Annotated in this window: 17 protein-coding genes; 7 read left to right on the forward strand and 10 right to left on the reverse strand. The window is 67.3% G+C overall.

What is annotated here, in order from left to right; translation table 11 throughout:
• Window positions 1–275 precede the first annotated feature (275 nt).
• The 3 genes from edd (at window position 276) to eda (ending at window position 3,834) form a co-directional block, all read left to right on the forward strand.
• Complete coding sequence (gene edd, locus ACTOWJ_RS13670) at window positions 276–2,108, forward strand: phosphogluconate dehydratase (RefSeq protein WP_441335182.1); 1,833 nt, start codon at window positions 276–278, stop codon at window positions 2,106–2,108.
• Window positions 2,109–2,473: 365 nt separating this feature from the next.
• Window positions 2,474–3,154 carry an HAD family hydrolase gene (locus tag ACTOWJ_RS13675; RefSeq protein ID WP_441335183.1) on the forward strand — a complete coding sequence of 227 codons (681 nt, stop codon included), beginning with the start codon at window positions 2,474–2,476 and terminating at the stop codon, window positions 3,152–3,154.
• Between the two features lie 32 nt (window positions 3,155–3,186).
• Window positions 3,187–3,834: a bifunctional 4-hydroxy-2-oxoglutarate aldolase/2-dehydro-3-deoxy-phosphogluconate aldolase gene (gene eda, locus ACTOWJ_RS13680; RefSeq protein ID WP_441335184.1), complete on the forward strand. Its 648-nt coding sequence runs from the start codon at window positions 3,187–3,189 to the stop codon at window positions 3,832–3,834.
• A gap of 85 nt (window positions 3,835–3,919) precedes the next feature.
• On the opposite strand, the gene ACTOWJ_RS13685 is transcribed toward eda, so the two are convergent.
• The 3 genes from ACTOWJ_RS13685 to ACTOWJ_RS13695 all read right to left on the reverse strand — a co-directional run bounded on the left by ACTOWJ_RS13685 (window position 3,920) and on the right by ACTOWJ_RS13695 (window position 6,110).
• A complete protein-coding gene (locus ACTOWJ_RS13685; RefSeq protein WP_441335185.1) occupies window positions 3,920–4,966 on the reverse strand; it encodes a LacI family DNA-binding transcriptional regulator in 1,047 nt (348 codons plus the stop codon).
• A 160-nt stretch (window positions 4,967–5,126) separates the two neighbouring features.
• Window positions 5,127–5,486 (reverse strand): hotdog fold thioesterase, encoded by a 360-nt coding sequence (locus ACTOWJ_RS13690; RefSeq protein WP_441335443.1) that lies wholly within the window; start codon window positions 5,484–5,486, stop codon window positions 5,127–5,129.
• 429 nt (window positions 5,487–5,915) lie between these two features.
• A complete protein-coding gene (locus ACTOWJ_RS13695) occupies window positions 5,916–6,110 on the reverse strand; it encodes a hypothetical protein (protein ID WP_441335186.1) in 195 nt (64 codons plus the stop codon).
• 433 nt (window positions 6,111–6,543) lie between these two features.
• Between ACTOWJ_RS13695 and ACTOWJ_RS13700 the strand changes: the two genes are divergently transcribed.
• Window positions 6,544–6,957 carry a hypothetical protein gene (locus ACTOWJ_RS13700; protein WP_441335187.1) on the forward strand — a complete coding sequence of 138 codons (414 nt, stop codon included), beginning with the start codon at window positions 6,544–6,546 and terminating at the stop codon, window positions 6,955–6,957.
• A gap of 16 nt (window positions 6,958–6,973) precedes the next feature.
• Here the strand turns inward: ACTOWJ_RS13700 and ACTOWJ_RS13705 are convergent, their stop codons facing one another.
• The 5 genes from ACTOWJ_RS13705 to ACTOWJ_RS13725 all read right to left on the reverse strand — a co-directional run bounded on the left by ACTOWJ_RS13705 (window position 6,974) and on the right by ACTOWJ_RS13725 (window position 12,259).
• Window positions 6,974–8,950 carry a phospholipase D family protein gene (locus ACTOWJ_RS13705; RefSeq protein ID WP_441335188.1) on the reverse strand — a complete coding sequence of 659 codons (1,977 nt, stop codon included), beginning with the start codon at window positions 8,948–8,950 and terminating at the stop codon, window positions 6,974–6,976.
• 12 nt (window positions 8,951–8,962) lie between these two features.
• Window positions 8,963–9,718, reverse strand: a complete 756-nt coding sequence (locus tag ACTOWJ_RS13710) for a YceI family protein (RefSeq protein WP_441335189.1) — start codon at window positions 9,716–9,718, stop codon at window positions 8,963–8,965.
• Window positions 9,709–10,185, reverse strand: a complete 477-nt coding sequence (locus tag ACTOWJ_RS13715; RefSeq protein ID WP_441335190.1) for a SixA phosphatase family protein — start codon at window positions 10,183–10,185, stop codon at window positions 9,709–9,711. Before ACTOWJ_RS13715 ends, ACTOWJ_RS13710 begins: the two co-directional genes overlap by 10 nt.
• Window positions 10,186–10,436: 251 nt before the next feature.
• Entirely contained in the window at window positions 10,437–11,066 is a 630-nt protein-coding gene (locus tag ACTOWJ_RS13720) for a nucleotide-binding protein (protein WP_441335191.1), read from the reverse strand.
• A gap of 284 nt (window positions 11,067–11,350) precedes the next feature.
• The gene (locus tag ACTOWJ_RS13725) at window positions 11,351–12,259 is read right to left on the reverse strand and encodes an AEC family transporter (RefSeq protein ID WP_441335192.1); all 909 of its coding nucleotides are present in this window, start codon (window positions 12,257–12,259) and stop codon (window positions 11,351–11,353) included.
• Between the two features lie 315 nt (window positions 12,260–12,574).
• Here ACTOWJ_RS13725 and ACTOWJ_RS13730 point away from each other — a divergent pair, with 315 nt between their 5' ends.
• The gene (locus tag ACTOWJ_RS13730) at window positions 12,575–14,062 is read left to right on the forward strand and encodes an AAA family ATPase (protein ID WP_441335193.1); all 1,488 of its coding nucleotides are present in this window, start codon (window positions 12,575–12,577) and stop codon (window positions 14,060–14,062) included.
• A gap of 37 nt (window positions 14,063–14,099) precedes the next feature.
• Here ACTOWJ_RS13730 and ACTOWJ_RS13735 read toward each other — a convergent pair whose 3' ends face one another.
• Together ACTOWJ_RS13735 and ACTOWJ_RS13740 are read right to left on the reverse strand one after the other, a co-directional pair.
• The gene (locus tag ACTOWJ_RS13735; RefSeq protein WP_441335194.1) at window positions 14,100–14,675 is read right to left on the reverse strand and encodes a hypothetical protein; all 576 of its coding nucleotides are present in this window, start codon (window positions 14,673–14,675) and stop codon (window positions 14,100–14,102) included.
• Complete coding sequence (locus ACTOWJ_RS13740) at window positions 14,656–15,279, reverse strand: TetR/AcrR family transcriptional regulator C-terminal domain-containing protein (RefSeq protein WP_441335195.1); 624 nt, start codon at window positions 15,277–15,279, stop codon at window positions 14,656–14,658. The genes ACTOWJ_RS13735 and ACTOWJ_RS13740 overlap by 20 nt, the downstream gene beginning before the upstream one ends.
• Before the next feature lie 109 nt (window positions 15,280–15,388).
• On the opposite strand from ACTOWJ_RS13740, the gene tet reads away from it, so the two are divergent.
• Window positions 15,389–16,570, forward strand: a complete 1,182-nt coding sequence (tet, locus tag ACTOWJ_RS13745; protein ID WP_441335444.1) for a Tet(A)/Tet(B)/Tet(C) family tetracycline efflux MFS transporter — start codon at window positions 15,389–15,391, stop codon at window positions 16,568–16,570.
• Between the two features lie 376 nt (window positions 16,571–16,946).
• Window positions 16,947–17,579 carry a response regulator gene (locus ACTOWJ_RS13750; protein WP_441335196.1) on the forward strand — a complete coding sequence of 211 codons (633 nt, stop codon included), beginning with the start codon at window positions 16,947–16,949 and terminating at the stop codon, window positions 17,577–17,579.
• The last annotated feature ends 110 nt before the right edge of the window (window positions 17,580–17,689 follow it).

A 17,689-nucleotide genomic window follows, 5' to 3' on the forward strand; every position in this document is an offset into this window, starting at 1 on the left:
CTGCGTATCTAGTCAAGCTCTATTTGTATTCGGCGCCCGCTGCATCTTTGGGCGTCATGACAGCCAGGCCATAGCTCCCTCCCCTCCCAGCTCCGGCCTTTGCTGTCGCCCCCTTTAGCAAAGGGGGCCACGCCGCATGGCGGCGTGGGGGGATTTGCTTTTGCCTTTGCTTCTTAGGAAGGTGTAGGAAGAGCAAATCCCCCCCTAACCCCCCTTTTTCAAAGGGGGGAACTGTTCGGCCTCCTCGGAAGAGGCCTCGCACTGACTGAGTACCCGTGAATACCCAACTGCATCCCGTTGTCGCGCAAGTCACGCACCGCATCCAGGAACGAAGCCGCGCGCGCCGCAATGCTTATCTCGCCCGCATCGAAGCGGCGCAGAGCAGCGGCCCGCATCGGCGACGGCTGTCTTGCGGCAATCTCGCCCATGGTTTCGCCGCCTGTTCCACCAGCGACAAGGCGGCGCTGCGCAGCGGTTACGCGCCTAACCTGGGCATCGTCAATTCGTTCAACGACATGCTCTCCGCGCACCAGCCGCTGGAGCGCTTTCCCGACCTGATCAAGGCCGCCGCGCGCGAAGCCGGCGCGACTGCGCAAGTCGCCGGCGGCGTGCCGGCGATGTGCGACGGCGTGACCCAGGGCCGCGAAGGCATGGAGTTGTCGCTGTTCTCGCGCGACGTGATCGCCATGTCGACCGCGATCGCGCTCTCGCACGATATGTTCGACGCCGCCTTGTACCTGGGCGTATGCGACAAGATCGTGCCGGGGCTGCTGATCGGCGCGCTGCATTTCGGCCATCTGCCGGGCATCTTCGTACCGGCCGGGCCGATGACCTCGGGCCTGCCCAACGACGAGAAGTCGCGCGTGCGCCAGCGCTACGCCACCGGCGAAGCCAGCCGCGACGAGTTGCTCGAAGCCGAGGCGCGCAGCTACCACGGGCCGGGCACCTGCACCTTCTACGGCACCGCCAACTCCAATCAGATGCTGATGGAGATGATGGGCCTGCATCTGCCCGGTTCCAGCTTCGTCCATCCCAATACCCCGCTGCGCGATGCGCTGACCGTGCTGGCCGCGCAACGCGCAGCGCAGATCACCGCCTTGGGCGACGAGTACATCCCGATCGGCCGCATCGTCGATGAGCGCGCGATCGTCAACGGCGTGATCGGTCTGCATGCGACCGGCGGTTCGACCAATCATCTGCTGCATCTGATCGCGATGGCGGCCGCGGCCGGAATCGAGCTGCGACTGGAAGATTTCGACGCGTTGTCGTCGGTGATTCCGTTGCTGGCGCGGGTCTATCCCAACGGCAGCGCCGACGTGAATCATTTCCACGCCGCCGGCGGGCTCGCGTACCTGATCGGCGAACTGCTCGATCACGGCCTGCTGCACGGCGATGTGCAGACCGTCGCCGGCCCGGGTCTGGATCGTTACCGGGTCGAAGCGCGATTGGGCGAGGATGGCGAAGTGGTGTACGTACCGTGCACGCCGCACAGCTGCGATACCGCGGTGCTGCGGCCGGTGTCCGAACCCTTCCGTGCCGACGGCGGCTTGCGCGTGCTCAGCGGCAATCTGGGCACCGCGGCGATCAAGGTCTCGGCGGTGCCGGAAGACCGCTGGATCGTCGAGGCGCCGTGCCGGGTGTTCGTCGAACAGCACGAGGTCAAGCAGGCTTTCGAACGCGGCGAGCTCGATCGCGACGTGATCGTGGTGGTGCGCTTCCAAGGTCCGCGCGCCAACGGCATGCCGGAACTGCATCAGCTCACGCCGACGCTGACGGTGCTGCAGAAACGCGGCCACCGGGTCGCCTTGGTCACCGACGGCCGGATGTCCGGCGCTTCGGGCCAGGTGCCGGCGGCGATCCACGTCACCCCCGAAGCGATGAGCGGCGGTGCCTTGGCGAAGCTGCGCGATGGCGATGTGCTGAGGGTCGATGCAGTGGCCGGAACCTTGAGCGTGATCGAGCCGGCCGATTGGGCCGCGCGCGAGCACGTCACGGCCGATCTGTCTTCGCACCATGTCGGCGTGGGCCGCGAGTTGTTTGCGGCCTTCCGCGATTATGCGGCGCCGGCGGATCGAGGGGCAGGGGTGTTTGGGGCGGTGCCGGTTTGATTCGTCAGGCACGATGAAGAATGTCTGCACCCGATATAAAGCGCTTGCGCGTTTCCGCGAACCTCTCAAGCCGTCCTCCCCGCGAAGGCGGGGGTCCAGAGACTTCAGCGGCGTCTCTCCAGATCGTCATTCCCGCGAAGGCGGGAATCCAGAGACTTCAGCGGCATCTCTCCAAATCGTCATTCCCGCGAAGGCGGGAATCCAGTGACTTTCGTGCGAGAACGTTTGAAGTCACTGGATTCCCGCCTTCGCGGGAATGACGGTAGGTAAGTACGCTGTTTCCCGAATCCCGAATCCCGAATCCCGAATCCCGAATCCCGAATCCCGAATCCCGAATCCCGAATCCCCGCTCCCAGGAGCACGCCATGCCCGCCCCCGCTCGCACCACCTTCCTGTTCGACCTAGACGGCACCCTGGTCGACAGCGTCTATCAGCACGTGCTGGCCTGGAAGCAGGCGCTGGACGCCGACGGCATTCCGCTGTCGGTGTGGCGCATCCATCGCAAGATCGGCATGAGCGGCGGCTTGTTCACCAACATTCTGCTGCGCGAGACCGGAATCGACATCACCGCCGAGCGCATCGAGCGATTGCATCGTCTGCACGCCGAAGCCTACAGCCGTCAGGCGACGCAGATCCGCCCCTTACCCGGCGCGGTCGAGTTGCTCGCCTATCTGACCGACAACGATATTCCGTGGGCGATCGCCACCAGCGGGCGCATGGAAACCGCGCGACACAACCTGGTCGCGCTCGGCGTCGATCCGGATCAGCGCGTGGTGATCACCCGCGACATGGTCAAGTACGCCAAGCCCGATCCCGACCTGTTCCTGGCTGCGGCCGATAAACTCGGCGCCGACATCGAGCATTCGATCGTAGTCGGCGACAGCATCTGGGATCTGTTGGCGGCGCGCCGCGCACGCGCGCTCGGCGTCGGGCTGCTGTCGGGCGGTTACGGCCAGGACGAGCTCGAACGCGCTGGCGCGTTCCGCGTGTACGAAGATCCGGCCGATCTGCTCAAGCACATCGACGAAGTGGCCGCGCGCCCCTGAGCGCGGCGAAGCGAACAACGGGAGTTCAAGCAATGAGTTCGATGCAGGATCTGCAACAACGCGTGGCCGCGGTACTGGCCCTGGCGCCGGTGGTGCCGGTGCTGGTGATCGAAGAGTTGAAGCACGCGGTGCCGCTGGCGCGCGCGCTGGTCGCCGGCGGCTTGCCCGCGATCGAAGTGACCTTGCGCACGCCGGTCGCGCTGGACGCGGTGCGCGCAATCGCCGCCGAGGTCGAAGGCGCGGCGGTCGGCGTGGGCAGCGTGCGTCGGCCGTCGGATTTCGTCGACGCCTTGAAAGCCGGCGCGACGTTCGCGGTATCGCCGGGCAGTTCGCCCGGCTTGATCGCCGCCGCGCGCGATATCGATCTGCCCTGGCTGCCGGGCGCTGCGACCGCCTCGGAAGCGATGGCCTTGCTGGAACACGGCTATACCCAGCTCAAGTTCTTCCCGGCCGAATCGATCGGCGGCGCGGCGGCGTTGAAATCGATCGGCGCGCCCTTGCCGGAGCTGCGCTTCTGCGCGACCGGCGGCATCGGCGTCAACAACGTGCGCGACTACCTCGCGCTCAAGAACGTGCCCTGCGTGGGCGGTTCGTGGGTGGCGCCCGCGGCGGCGATCAAGGCCGGCGACTGGGGGCAGATCGAAGTGTTGGCGCGGCAGGCGGCGAAGTTGAAGGTGTGAGTTGAACGCCGCACGGCTTGTCTGCCTCTCCCGCAAGCGGGAGAGGGAACAGATGCGTCGAGAAGGTGAAGCGTCTTTCGTGCGCTCAACCCTGCAGCGGACGCGGCGGCGCCGTCGACCCGCGCACCACCAGAATCGGGCTGAAGCCCTCGTTCGGCGGCACGGCCATCGGTTGATCGCCGCCGTCGCGGCGCAGTTCGGAGATCAATCGGTACGCCGCATGTCGCGCGATCTCTTCGGTCGCCTGCCGCGCCGTGGTCAAGGTCGGCCACGACTGCTTGGAGAACGGGCTGTCCTCGAATCCGGCGATCGACAAGTCGTAGGGCACGTGCATGCCCGAAGACTTGGCCGCGGCAAGCACGCCGGCGGCGATCTCGTCGTTGCTGCCGAAGATCGCGGTCGGCCGGTCGGGCAGGGCGAACAGACGGCGCGCGCCGCGGAAGCCGTCGTCGAAGGAGTAGTCGCCCGGCAGCACCAGGTTCTCGTCTTCGGCGATGCCGTAATCGGTCAGCGCCTGCGCATAGCCCTTGTAGCGCTCCCAACTGGAGCGGTGCGATTTGCCGCCCCACAGAAAACCGATGCGCTGATGGCCGAGCTGGATCAGGTGTTCGGTGATGTCGTAAGCGGCGTCGCGGTCGTCGACCCAGACGCAGGGCGAGCCGTCCTTGGGGTCTTCGGCGGCCGAGACGATGCGCACCAGGCGGATGCCGTGCGCGACCAGCTCGCTGACCAGTTCCATCCGCTCGGACATCGGCGGCGCCAGCACCAGGCCGGCCAGGCGCGCGCCCTGGACCAGATCGATCAGATCGGCGGCCAGCAGCGGCGAGGACGAATCGCAGGGATGGATCTGCAGGCCGTAGCCGGTTTCGCGGCAGGCGGCGAGCACGCCGTTCTGCACGCTGATGATGTAGTACGGATTGGGATTGTCGTAGACCACGCCCAGCGCATACGGCGTCGCGCTGCGCAGGCTGCGCGCGGACGGATCGGGCCGGTATTCGAGTTCGGCGATGGCCTCGTGCACCCGCGCGCGGGTGCGGGCGCGCACGCCGGATTCGTCGTTGATCACCCGCGAGACGGTCTTCAACGAGACCTGGGCGAGTTCGGCGACATCTTTGATGGTGGGTCGGCGCACCGAGGCCTCGGCAATGAGCGGGTGGAATCGCCGGGTCCGGTGGTGTATCCGGTGGTGCGTGGCGGCGTGCCGTCTAGCCTACTCCAGTCCACCGCCGCCGATGCTGCGAGGCATCCGTCGAGCACGCGCATTCGATCGGCCTTCGGCCGCCGCGTTCGATTCACAGCTTGGGCACGATCGCCAAGGTCAGACGCGAGATGCAGGCCAGGCGGCCGGCCTCGTCCTCGATGCGGATTTCCCAGACTTGGGTGCTGCCGCCGACGTGGATCGGCCGTGCGGTGCCGGTGACGGTTCCGCTGCGCACGCCGCGCACGTGGTTGGCGTTGATCTCGATACCGACGCAGATCCGGCCTTCGGGGCAGCACAGGTTGCCGGCGCTGCTGCCCAGGGTTTCGGCGAGCAGGACCGATGCGCCGCCGTGAAGCAGGCCGTAGGGCTGATGGGTGCGGGCGTCGACCGGCATGGTGCCGCGGACGTAGTCGGGGCCGATCTCGGTGAAGACGATGCCGAGCGGTTCCATCGCGGTGTTGCGCGCGAGCCGGTTGAGGTCGTCGACGGTGGTGGTGCCGCGGAACAAGGATTTGGCGGCCGGCGGGGCCGCGGGGTGGGTCGGGTCGGGTGCGTTCATCGCCTCACGATAACGGCGATGCGCCAGCCGGACCAGCCGGGGCGTGTCGGCTCATGGGCCCGAGGGGAATCGAACCGATGGAACCGATGGAACAAAGCGCTACGGATAAACGCATCTGATACAGGCTAGCAACGGATACCGGCTAAGCGTGAAGCGGGACGGGCGAATCCTGGAGACCGAGGCCGGGCGTTTCAAAAAGCCCGGAACGGCGCGCGGGGGAAAAAGGAGGCTTTGCGCGCCGGTCCGGGTCGGAAAGCGAAACGTCCGGTACTGCGATCGGTGTTCTCGGCGGACAGCCGGTCCATGGACGACGGTCCAGGATTAAGCGAAACGGAAGCGCGGCTGGACCCAGTTGCTGGCGTAGCTGCGGTTGCTGGCGTAGCCGCTGCTGTTGCCGTAGCCGACGCCGAAGTCGCGCTGGCGGTGTTGATGACGAACCGGGGCGGCGTTCACGGGGGTGGTGGTCGGGGCCTGGGCGGCAGTGGTGGTGACGGTGCGGGTGGTCAGAGCGTTCATGGTGGCTGTCCTGTGTCGTGGGGTAGTAGTGCTTCGGTGTGTTGGTAATCTACAACACATAGGTAGAAGTGACCATATGTCGGAAGTCATATCCCCCTTTAGTCATGCCCCTGGAGCTTCTGGGCTGGCTGGGCGGTGACGCGCACCGTCCGGGTTCATGGATAGAGATGGCCCCAGGGCACGCAGGGTTGCCATGACTGAAGACCTATAAGGCCGGGACGGGGCAACCCGGGCGGATGCCGGTGCTGAGTCCTGCTCCCTCGCAGCGGGCGAAGTGCCCGAAGGGCGGATGAGGGCGCTCGATGCGATGTATTCTCACCAGCGTTAGTCCCGGCTCGCCTCAGCTTCCGCGCATGTCGATCATCGAGTTGGTATCAGTACCGTTCGCGTTACGACCACCGAGTTCGCGAGTGGGCTGCCGCTTCCCATTCCCATGCCGGACTCGCTGACCATCGCGGACGCGGCGAACTGGTATCGCGCGTCGGTGCCTTTGATTGCGGGCGCTTCCGCGTCGCGGCCGGACTACGCCGAGCCGTTTCCCTACGCATGGAGTTTGAAGAGTCGCCTGCGGCTCGCTGGGGCACTGGCCCTTTACGATCAAGAAGCGGTCGACGAGTTTCTGCGGGCATTTCCCTTGCCCACGCAGCACGAAATGCTGCTCGCTGCCTTCGCGGCGTCGGCGGAAGGAGGCGACTTCCATGGCGCGGCTCTGGCGACGTTACTGACGGTCTGCGAAAGTGAGCGCAAAGCCTTCCCCGGCACCGTGGGCGAGTGCATCGGCCTGGAACTGTGGGATGGCAAGAAGTATTGGGTAATGACCGAAGACGGCTGGGCGGCGAAGCCTTAGCGTCGCCAGGCACATCTCACAAAATCGGCGCCAACCCCGCCCCGAACGCAGTGAACATCCGCGTGGTCAGACTCTTCACGCCGAGGTTGACCTCGGGGAAATCGCCGACCGGTTTGTAGCAGGCGCGAAAGCCCGGGTCGGTGCGGTACAGCGGGTGCGGGCAGTCCGGGCCGGGCACGAATTCGTAACTGGTGGCATAGCGCACCGGCCACAGGTCGAAGATCGGCAGGTGTTCGGAGATCTTCGCGATCGAGTACTCCAGCCCGGAGAAGATCGGCGGTTTGTCGCGACGCGCGATCACCCACGAATTGGCCGGGGCGATGTCGCGGCGGATGCTCGCGGCCAGCGCCTGGGCGAAGACGGCATCGTCGATCACCACCGCGCTTTCGGTGTTGTAGTGATCGCCGCGCGGGTCGAAGTTGTGGGTGCCGATCACGCCGATGCGTTCGTCGATCACCATCGACTTGGCGTGCATGCCGATGCGCACGCCGGCGCGCTTGAGCGGCACCGGTTCGTTGGTGCGGCGTCGCGCGTAGCGCATCGCCGCGTATTCGCGCGCCAGCGGTTGCCGGTAACGCTGGCGGTAGACCACGCTGCTGCGATCCAGCTCGCCGCAGCGCGGTCGCGATTCGGCCAAGCCGGCGCCCTGCACCGATTCGGGTTGCCCGCGCCCGTCCTGTTCGGGTATGCCGTCCAGGCCCAGGTCCGGCAAGGTCGCACCGGTCGCGGCGATGTCGATCGGCGCGTCGGCGGGGAAGGGTTTGTACTCGTAGATGTTGAAACCGAACTCGCGCAGGTAGCGGCGCTTGTACTTGTACGACAGCGCATAGGCGATGAAGGCGTCGGTCGCGGCCAGGCTGTTGGTGGAGACGATCACCCGCGGCCGGTCCGGACGCGCGTGCAGGGTGCGGAACAACTCCTGCGCCGATTTGGACAGCACCAGATACGGCGTCTGCAGCAGCACTTCCTCGCGCGAGTTGGCGATCAGGTTGCGCAGCGAGTCCGTGGCCACGGCGTTGGCCTGGCTGTCCTCGCGGTGTTTGTCGGGGGTGTCGGAGATGTAGCGCACCGCGCCGACCGCGATCGCGTTGGCGACCAGTCGCGCATCGATCTTGGCGCTGTCGGCGGCGTCCTCGCGCATGGCTTGCGCGCGCTGCGGGCGTTCGAACTCGACCTTGGGCAGGGCCGGCACGCCGGCGTCGATCAGGCGCGTGCCGACATCGGCCAACCGCTCGACTGGCACGCTGCGGCGGTCGCTCCAGAACACTTCGAAGTCGGTGCCCATGATGTCGGCGACCGGGCCGGCGACCAGCACGTCGCGGTCGCGGAAGTTGTACTCGTCGTCCCAGTCGTAATAGTCGTCCTGGTAATTGCGCCCGCCGGAAATGCCGATGCGGCCGTCGGCCAGCAGCAGTTTGGTGTGCATGCGTTGATTGAGCCGGCGCCAGCAGCAGGCCGCGGCCAGCACGTACTGCGGATAGCTGATGCGAGCGCGGTGCAGCACCGGGTTGTACAGCTTGACCTCGAAATTGGCATGCACACCCGACAGCGCGGCCAGGGTTTCGATATGGCGCATCGCCGCCAACTGGTCGAGCAGCAGGCGCACGCGCACGCCGCGCCGCGCCGCGGTCAGCAATTCGTCGAGCACCAGCTTGGCTGCGTCGTCCTCGTCGAAGATGTAGGTCTGCAGGTCCAGGGTGTGGGCGGCGCTACGGATCAGATTGATCCGCGCCAGCAGCGCATCGGGGCCGCGGTCCAGGATCAGGGCGTAATGGCGCGGGCGCTCCGGGGTCGATTCGGCCATCGCCTTGCGCCCCAGCTCGGACAGCGGCGAGGGCTGGGCGCAGGCGTTCTGCGCCTGGCAGTCGATCTGCTGCGAACGCGCGGCCGCGGCGATCGCGCTGGCGCGGTCGCGCTGGGCCGGGCTCAGCGAGGCGCAGGCCGACAAGGACAGGGCGAGCAGGGCCGCAAGGCCGCGCAACACGGGGTTCAACGGGGTGGCTCCTTAACGCTCCGGGACCGTGGCCGGAACGGACTCCGGATTCCTGGGCGGCGCGGGTTTCGGCGGGATGAGCTTATTTTGCGTGGATTGCAGGCGCACCTGCATGGTGAAGCGTACCCGGTCGCCGAGGGCGAGTTGCCAACCATCGAGGTTGTAGTCGTCGCGGCTGACGCTGCCGTGAGCGATCGCGTCGCAGTCCTCGCCCGGTGCGGCGCAGGTCGCCGGGGTCAGGATGAAGGTTTCCATGCGGCTGACCCCGTGCAGGGTCAGACGGCCGCGCAACGCGCCGCCGACGCGGACCAGATCGGCCGGATGCGGTTCGGACAGGAATTCGATGAAGGGATAGCGCGGGGCGTTGAAGAAGCGTTCGCCGCGGGCCATGCGCGCGTAGCGTTCGGACTCGCCGACCACCACCGCGGCGGTGGCCAGACGGATGCGCACCTGATGGCGGCCGTCGGCCAGGGTGGTGACCTCGCCGTCGTAACGCGGGAACTCGCCGACGATCTTCTGGCCCCAGCGGGTGCGCAGTTCGAAACTGAAACGGGTGTGCTCGGGGTCGAAACCTTGCTGCTTCGTCTTGGGTTCGGGCGGACGCCCGGTGGCGATGCGGGTCAGCGGTTGGCTGACCTGCGCGGTCGGCGCCTGAGCCTGAGCCGCGTGCGCGGCCGCCATCAGCAACAGCCCGAGGGCCAGACTGCACAGTGCGGCGGTACTGCCGTGCCGCCGCCGCAAACGCGGCGGCTTGGGTTTCACGGCCACCAAAACTCGCTGAGCTGGGCCACGCCCGGTTCCAGTCCGGTCCCGGCCGGCACGGTGAGCACCGCGATTCCGCCCGGCGGCATGCCGCGGTAATCGCCCGACTGGCCGCTGTGCAGCAGCGCCGCCAGCCGTTCCAGGCCCGGATTGTGGCCCACCAGCATCAGCCGCTCGGCCTCGATATGGGTATCGGCCAGGCTGATCAGGGTGCCGGGGGTGGCTTCGTAGATCGACGGTTCGATCCGCTGTTCGACGTAGCCGATCGCGCCGAGCACCGCTTCCAGGGTCTCGCGGGTACGCCGCGAGGGCGAGCACAGCACGCAGTCGGGAATGAGCTTTTTCTGCGCCAGCCAGCGGCCGGCGGCTTCGGCTTCGGCCAGCCCTTCGGCCGACAGCGGCCGGTCGAGGTCGGCCTGGCTTTGGCCGGCCGGTTCGGCGTGGGCGTGGCGGAGCAGGATCAGTTCGCGCATGAGTCAGAGCCGGATCGAGTGATGAAGGGGGTGCGCGAACGCAGGGTAGAGGATGCCTGTCGAGGGGGCGGATGGGTAGCGGGGCGGGGCGGGGATCAGAAGCGGGGTTTGAAAAGCGGGGTTGGGGGACCGGGGTGGCTGGGTGGTCGGTGGCTTGCGGCGATCCCGTCAGCCGCAGGCCGAACCCCCCAGATCGCGACACTCCCCACTCCCCCAACCCCGCTTTTCAAACCCCGCTCCGAAGCCCGGCCTCACTTCTTCAACCACCTCAGCAACGGCTGCCAGTCCGCCTGATGCTCGCGGATCTGCTGCGAGTGATAGTCGAACAGGCTCTTGCCGAGCGCGGTCATGACCACATAGGCCTGGCTGTCGCGGATCTGGCCGATCACCGGGTAGGGCCATTCGCTGAGCAGCTCGACCGCCTGCTGGGAGGCGTTGGTCCAGGGCTTGAGCTTGTTGCCGATCAGGCCGACCCGCAGCTGGCCGCGGCGCACCCGCGGGTGCTGGGCCAGCGAGTCGAGGAAGGGCACGGTGGCCTCGATGTCGAGCGTGGAGGGCTGCACCGGCACCACCACCGCGTCGGCGAACTCCAGGAAGCTCTCCAGGTCCTCGGCCATGGCTCCGGCCGGGGCGTCGATTATCGCGCGCTGTGCGTCCTCGGGCAGTTGCTTGCGCCAGGCCTTTTTGCGGGTGCCGTCCAGTGGCAATACCGCGCTTTCCAGGACCGAGCGGCGTTGCGCCCAACGGGTTGAAGAGCCTTGCGGGTCGGCGTCGATCAGGGCCGTACGCAGGCCTTCCAGGGCCGCTTGCGCGGCGAGGTGGGTGGCGATCGTGGTCTTGCCGACGCCGCCCTTGGAACTGGCCACCAGCACGGTCTTCATGCGAGCTCCCTCCGGATGGAAAGCGCAGCCTACACCGGAGATGTGGAGCGGGTCATCACGATGGGGGCGGCCCACGCCCCGGTTCCGGTCCGCCGCCGTCATCGTCGCCCCCTGGCGACGCGGTTGCGGCGGCTGGCGAGGTGAGTCAGTGCGAACCCGAACGACTACTGACGAGCTGCGGCCGCCCATCGTTATCGCAGGTCGCACACGGGGGCACGAGCCGGAGGCGGCCACGCGGCGGACCGCCCGGACGCCAGTTCAGGGCCGGGCCGGCCGGGAGGCGCTCATCCCCCCGCCACCCGCGCCCACAACGGCAACGTGATCAGCGACAGCAACAAGCCATACCCCACCATCGCCGCGGCCAACCGCGGCGCCAGTTGATGCGCGATGGCCAGCGCGCCGGCGGTGACCATCGACGGCATCGCCGCTTCCAGCACGGTGGTGCGGGCCATCTCGCCGTGCAGGCCGAGCAGCGGCGCCAGCGCCCAGGCCAGCGCCGGCATCAGCGCCAGTTTCAGGCTCAGCCCGGCGATCAGCGGTTTGAGTTCCTCGCGCGGCAAGGTCAGCTTCACCGCCAGGCCGATGGTCAGCATCGCCATCGGCAGCAACGCATCGGACAGACGCTGCAGCGCGCCGGCGATCCAACTCGGCGGGTGCGCGGGCATCACGCTGAAACCGATCAGCAACGCCCACAGCGGCGGGAACTTCACCACCCGCAGCAGCATGTCGCGTCCGCTCGGGCGGGTGTCGCTGCCGTAGCGGGCCAGCACCCACAGGCCGAAGGTCGACAGGATCAGGAAGGCGCCGAACTGGTCGTAGACCACCGCATACGGCAATGCGTGCTCGCCGATCAGCGCACGGGTCAGCGGATAGCCGAGGAAGCTGGTGTTGCCCAGAGCCACGGTCAGCAGCAGCACCGCGTGTTCGTCGCGGCGGAACTTGAGCCATCGCGACAGCGCGCCGACCAGCAGCACGGTCGCGCCCAGCAGCAGCCACGGCACCGCGGCCACGCCCAGCAGCGCCGGTTCCAGTTGCAGGCGCGGCGCATAGCGCAGCACCGCGGCCGGCAGGCAGACGTACAGGACCACCAGGTTCAACGTCTGCGCGGCGTTGTCGGGCAGGACCCGCAGGCGCTGGAACAAATAGCCCAGGGCCAGCATGGCCAGGACCAGGGCGAAAGCGTCGAAGGCCATGAGGGAGTCGCGTTCGCGTGACGGATGGGGGAATGGTCACGGTTGCCGGGCAGGGGCTCAAGACGGCTTTGGGTGTAGAGGGGGCGGTTCGGGGGCAAGAACAAAGGCAAGGGCAAATCCCCCCTGGCCCCCTTTTTCAAAGGGGGGAACTCGGTAGGTGGGGCTCGATCGTTCTGGTGGCGTTGCTGTTGCTTTCTTCACCGCGCAGCAGCGTTGCCGCGGCGAACGCGGAAATTTGCGCTTTTGCCTTCGCCCTTCGGCGACCCCGCGCCCGAAGAGCGCCGTATCATGTCGCCTCCTCGGAAGACCTGCCCCATGAGCGACCTGCAAGATCTGACCGCGCTGATCCGCTCCAACACCCCGTTGATCGTGATCGAGACCCGCGACGAAGCGCGCGTGGTCGAGCTGTTCCGGCAGGCCTTGATGAACGTGTGGCGCGCGCTGTATCGCTGGTCGATCACCGAAGGCCTGCGCCGGGTCGATCTGGATCGCGAAGAACAGACCGACGTCGCGCCCGACATCTCCACCACCTTGCAGTCGATCCGCGACGCCGACCAGCGCGGCATCTACCTGCTGTTCGACGCGCATCCCTACCTCGGCTACGCCAGCACTCAGCGGCAACTGCGCGAGATCGCCCAGCGTCGCGACTGCCAGCCGCACGTGCTGGTGCTGATCGGCCACAAGCTGGAACTGCCGCCGGACCTGGATTCGCTGGCGGTGCGCTACACCCCGCGCCTGCCCGACGCCAACGCCCTGCTGAAACTGGTGCGCGAGGAAGCGGAGAACTACGCGCGCGAAAACGGCGGCCGCCGGGTCGAGGCCGACGGCGAAGCGGTCAAGCAGATCGTGCGCAATCTGCGCGGCATCGACCCGGTCGACGCGCGCCGCATCGCCCGCCATCTGATCTTCGGCGACGGCGCGCTCAACGCCGACGATCTGCCCGAGCTGGCCAAGCTCAAGTTCGAGCTGCTCAACCGCTCCGGCCATCTGCATTACGAATACGACAGCGCGCGCATGAGCGAGGTCGCCGGCGTGCGCCGGCTCAAGCGCTGGGTCGAACAACGCCGCGCGGTGTTCGTCACCGGCGAGGCGCCGCCCGGCCTGGATGCCCCCAAGGGCATTTTGCTGCTCGGCGTGCAGGGCTGCGGCAAGTCGATGATCGCCAAGGCGGTCGCGGCCGGCTTCGGCGTGCCGCTGGTGCGTTTGGATTTCGGCACGCTGTACGACAAGTTCCACGGCGAAACCGAAAAGAACCTGCGCGCCGCGCTGGCCTCGGCCGAACAGTTGTCGCCGGCGGTGCTGTGGATCGACGAGATCGAAAAAGGCCTGGCCGGCGATGCCGGCGAGGGCGACGGCGGCGTGTCGCGGCGCGTGCTCGGCTATCTGCTGACCTGGATGGCCGAACGCAAATCGCGTCTGTTCCTGGTCGCCACCGCCAACCAGATCGACGCGCTGCCGCCGGAGTTGCTGCGCAAGGGCCGCTTCGACGAAATCTTCTTCGTCGACCTGCCGGTGGCCGAGGTGCGCGCGGAGTTGTTCGCGATCCACCTGCGCCGGCGTTCGCTGACGCCCGAATCTTTCGATGTGCCCGGCCTGGCCGCGGCCAGCGAAGGCTTCTCCGGCGCCGAGATCGAACAAGCCATCGTCGCCTCGATGTACGCCGCGCATGCCGCCGGCGCGCCGTTGTCGGATTTCCAGTTGCGCGCCGAACTCAAGCAGACCCGGCCGCTGTCGGTATTGATGTCCGAACAGGTCGACTCGCTGCGCGAGTGGGCGCGCGGGCGGACGGTGTCGGCGGATTGAATCTTGCGCCGCCGGCAGGCGCTCCAGATGACAGGTGTCAAACGAGCTCGGCGAACAGACTTTCGAATACCGTCGCCGGCGCCCCGTCGAGTTGGGTGAAGCAGCCGGGAGCGGGCTGGTGGAAATACCGATGCTCCACCTCAGTCAATCCTTCGCGGATCAACACGGCTTTGGCTTGCTCTATCCAGGCCTGGATCGCTTCGGGCAGCCGTTCCTGCGCGATGGGATGACCAACGCCGCCGCGATCGGTCATGCCCCAACGGCGATCGAAACAATACACCGCGAACAACGGCGCCTTCGCCGATAGGTAAAAGCGCGGCTCGAACCGATAGCGTCTGTTCGACGGCTTGTGCGTTCCCTGTAATTCATGGGCCAGCGATTGCCCCGCGTTGTAGTTCATGTCCGCGTCGCGGCGGAACTGCACACGCATCTCGGTTTCCAGCGCCTGCTTGAGCCGGGCGACGAAGTCGCAGACATCGCGGTAGTCGCCGATCGGCTTGGGCAGAGCGTCGAGGATGAAGCCGGGCAGTGAAGTCATCTGCGCTGTCGCATGGCCGCGTTGACGCAAGCGTACCTGTCCGGGCCCGCCGACCTCAGCGCGGCGGCCGCGCAAGCAGGGCTTCGAACCCCGCGATCAACGCGCGCAGGCCGAACTCGTAATCGGTGTCCGTATCGTTCTGGCTCAGCACCGATTGCGCCTGGGTCAGCAGCGGATAGCGCTGCGGGTCCGGGGTAGCCAGGGGCTGTCCCGGGCCGCGGCCGGCCTCGGTCGCGGCCTGTTCCTCCAGCACCCAGCCGACGGTGTAGTAACTCAGCGAAATCAAGGCCCGCACCGCGTCGGGCGGGTTGAATCCGACGGCGACCAGGTATTGGAGTTCGGCTTCGCCCTCGGCGTAGTCGCCGGGCTCCGGCCGCGTGCCGACGTGCACGCGCGCGCCGTCGCGATAGGCGAGCAGGGTGCGGCGGAACTCGCGCGATTCGCGCGCCATCCAGTCGCGCCAGTCGGCACATTGCGTCCAATCCACCCGCGCGTGCCCGGCCAGCATGGCCTTGGCCAGGGCGTCGAGCAGGTCGCGCTTGCTCTTGAAATGCCAGTACAGCGTGGGTTGCTGCACGCTCAGCGCCTCGGCCAGACGGCGCGTGGTCAGGCCGTCCATGCCGACCTCGTTCAGCAACTTCAGCCCTGCGGCGATCACGGTCTCGCGTTGCAGCTTCATTCGGGCGCCCTCGGCCTTGCTCTCTCTATCGACGATAGATTAGCATTTGCGAAAATCTATCGCTGATAGAGAGGTTCCCTTGCGCACTCCCGCTTCCTGGGCCTTCGGCCTGATCTTGCTGACGGTGTCTCTCGACGCCGTCGGTGTCGGCCTGATCGCGCCGATCCTGCCGCAGCTGCTCAAATCCTTCGGCCTGGAACGCAGTCTGGCCTTGCACGTCGGAGCCCTGACCGCGCTGTACGCGCTGATGCAGTTCGCCTGCTCGCCGGCGCTGGGCGCGCTGAGCGACCGCTTCGGCCGCCGTCCGGTGCTGCTGTTGTCGCTGGCCGGCGGCGTACTGGACTACCTGCTGATGGCCTGCGCACCGTGGCTGTCGCTGCTGTATCTGGGCCGGGCCGTATCCGGCATCAGCGGCGCGAACGCTTCGGTCGCCGCCGCCTACATCGTCGACATTTCCAGCGAGGAGCAACGCACCCAGCGCTTCGGCTGGATGGGCGCCTGCTTCGGCCTGGGCCTGGTCGCCGGCCCGGTAATCGGCGGCCTGCTCGGCGCGATGTGGCTGCGGGCGCCGTTCCTGGCCGCGGCCGGATTGGCGACGATCAATCTGGCGCTGGCCTGGTTCGCGCTGCCCGAACCCGAGCGCCCGCGCAGCGCCGAGATCGTCTGGCGCGAGTTGGCGCCGTGGAACGCCCTGCGCGACCTGGCCCGGCTGCCGCGGCTGACGCCTCTGCTGTGGCTGTATCTGGTGATGCAGCTGGCCGGCCAGGTGCCGGGAACCTTGTGGGCGCTGTATGGCAACGATCGCTTCGCCTGGAACTCGACCACGATCGGACTGTCGCTGGCCGCCTTCGGGGTCATGCACGCGGTGTTCCAGGCCCTGGTCGCCGGACGCGCCAGCCGGCGTTTCGGCGCGGAGCGGACCTTGCTCGGCGCGGTTCTCGCCGACGGCGCCGGCTATCTGGTGTTCGCCATGGCCACGCGCGGCTGGGTGGTCGCGCCGGGCTTGCTGCTGGCCGCGGCCGGCGGTGTCGGCGTGCCGGCGTTGCAATCCATGGCCAGCGCGCAGACCGACGAGGATCGCCAGGGCGCGCTGCAAGGGGTGCTGACGAGCCTGGGCAGTCTGGCCGGGGTGATCGGCCCGTTGTTGTTCGGCGCGATCTACGTCGCCGGTGCCGGCCGCTGGGACGGCTGGGTGTGGGTGGTCGGCGCGGGGCTGTATCTGTTCTGCGCGCCCACCTTGCGCGCGTTGCTGCGTGCACGGCCTTTGCGCGAGGCGCCCGCGAACGCGTAGGCGTCCGTGCGGCTTCGACGCGCGGTCGTCGCCGACTTCGTACGCGTCGGCGTGCGTTGATTCCGCGGCGCCGAATGCGAACACCGCGTTGTCGACAGCAGTCGCTGAAGAGCCAAGCGAGAAAAAAAGATCGCGTCCGCTCGCCGATCCGCGTCGCCGGCAGTGCTGCGCGCGCAGGCCTGGAAAACAGGCCTGAAAGTCGATGCGATCAGCAAATGATGCGCCATACAGCGCAGCTAAAAGTGCCAAAGAACATCGCTGATGGCACATCGGCGCGGGGAGTTTTTCGGTCTTGGCAAGACCCCATTCGCTCGGCAACACTATACCCACTGAAAGTTGGCAGGACGCCAACGTAAACAAGCACAAGGACAAGTGCATGAAGTACGTGGTCGCGGACCACCAGCCCGCGATGGCGAGGCTGGTCGAGCGTTTGTTGAGGAGATCGCAAGGATGCAGTGTCGCAGCGATTCACATGGCGCATTCCAGCGAGCGATTGCTGGAACTGCTGGGCCAGTCCGGGTTCGGCGCCTGCATCGTGATCGTCGATCCGGCGTTGCCGGGCTTGCAGCGCATCGCCCTGGTGCGGGCGCTGCGGCAGCTATGCGCAAGCGCCGACTTGATCGTCCATGCGGGCGAGGAGAGTCCGTTCCTGGCCGTCGATCTGATCGCCGAGGGCGTGCGCGGCTATGTGTTCAAGAGCAGCGCGGCGTGGGCGATGGCGCAGGCGATCGCGCAAGTGCGTGCGGGCGAAGTGTTCTACGACCCGCGCATCGATTTTGCGCGGGTGCAATCCGATTCCTGGTCGGCGCTGACGCCGAAACAACGCGAAGTCTGTCTGCTGATCCTGCGGCACGGCTCGATCGGCCGCATCGCCGAAGGGCAGCGCCGCAACTACGACACGATCTGGACCCATTGGTCGAAAGCCCGCAAACGCCTGGGCATCGAGCACGAGGCCGAACTGGCCAAGCAGCTGTACGACAAAGGCTTGATCCACCTGCTCGACGATTGACGTCCGCGTCACAGCGAAGGCACGGACGCGATCCGCGCAGCGCGTACGCGCAAAGCGAACGGCCGGTCGTTCGGACCGACAGTCCGGCGGATCGCCTTGAGCGTGAGCTA

Origin of the sequence: Lysobacter sp. CA199 (assembly GCF_052078715.1) — a bacterium.
GTDB lineage: Bacteria > Pseudomonadota > Gammaproteobacteria > Xanthomonadales > Xanthomonadaceae > Lysobacter.

What these genes read in the sequence shown, in the direction of transcription:
- ACTOWJ_RS13675 (WP_441335183.1), top strand. Translation starts at nt 2,474, where the DNA reads ATGCCCGCCCCCGCTCGCACCACCTTCCTGTTCGACCTAGACGGCACC.
- eda (WP_441335184.1), top strand. Translation starts at nt 3,187, where the DNA reads ATGAGTTCGATGCAGGATCTGCAACAACGCGTGGCCGCGGTACTGGCC.
- ACTOWJ_RS13690 (WP_441335443.1), bottom strand. Translation starts at nt 5,486, where the DNA reads ATGGAACCGCTCGGCATCGTCTTCACCGAGATCGGCCCCGACTACGTC.
- ACTOWJ_RS13695 (WP_441335186.1), bottom strand. Translation starts at nt 6,110, where the DNA reads ATGAACGCTCTGACCACCCGCACCGTCACCACCACTGCCGCCCAGGCC.
- ACTOWJ_RS13700 (WP_441335187.1), top strand. Translation starts at nt 6,544, where the DNA reads ATGCCGGACTCGCTGACCATCGCGGACGCGGCGAACTGGTATCGCGCG.
- ACTOWJ_RS13715 (WP_441335190.1), bottom strand. Translation starts at nt 10,185, where the DNA reads ATGCGCGAACTGATCCTGCTCCGCCACGCCCACGCCGAACCGGCCGGC.
- ACTOWJ_RS13720 (WP_441335191.1), bottom strand. Translation starts at nt 11,066, where the DNA reads ATGAAGACCGTGCTGGTGGCCAGTTCCAAGGGCGGCGTCGGCAAGACC.
- ACTOWJ_RS13725 (WP_441335192.1), bottom strand. Translation starts at nt 12,259, where the DNA reads ATGGCCTTCGACGCTTTCGCCCTGGTCCTGGCCATGCTGGCCCTGGGC.
- ACTOWJ_RS13730 (WP_441335193.1), top strand. Translation starts at nt 12,575, where the DNA reads ATGAGCGACCTGCAAGATCTGACCGCGCTGATCCGCTCCAACACCCCG.
- ACTOWJ_RS13740 (WP_441335195.1), bottom strand. Translation starts at nt 15,279, where the DNA reads ATGAAGCTGCAACGCGAGACCGTGATCGCCGCAGGGCTGAAGTTGCTG.
- ACTOWJ_RS13750 (WP_441335196.1), top strand. Translation starts at nt 16,947, where the DNA reads ATGAAGTACGTGGTCGCGGACCACCAGCCCGCGATGGCGAGGCTGGTC.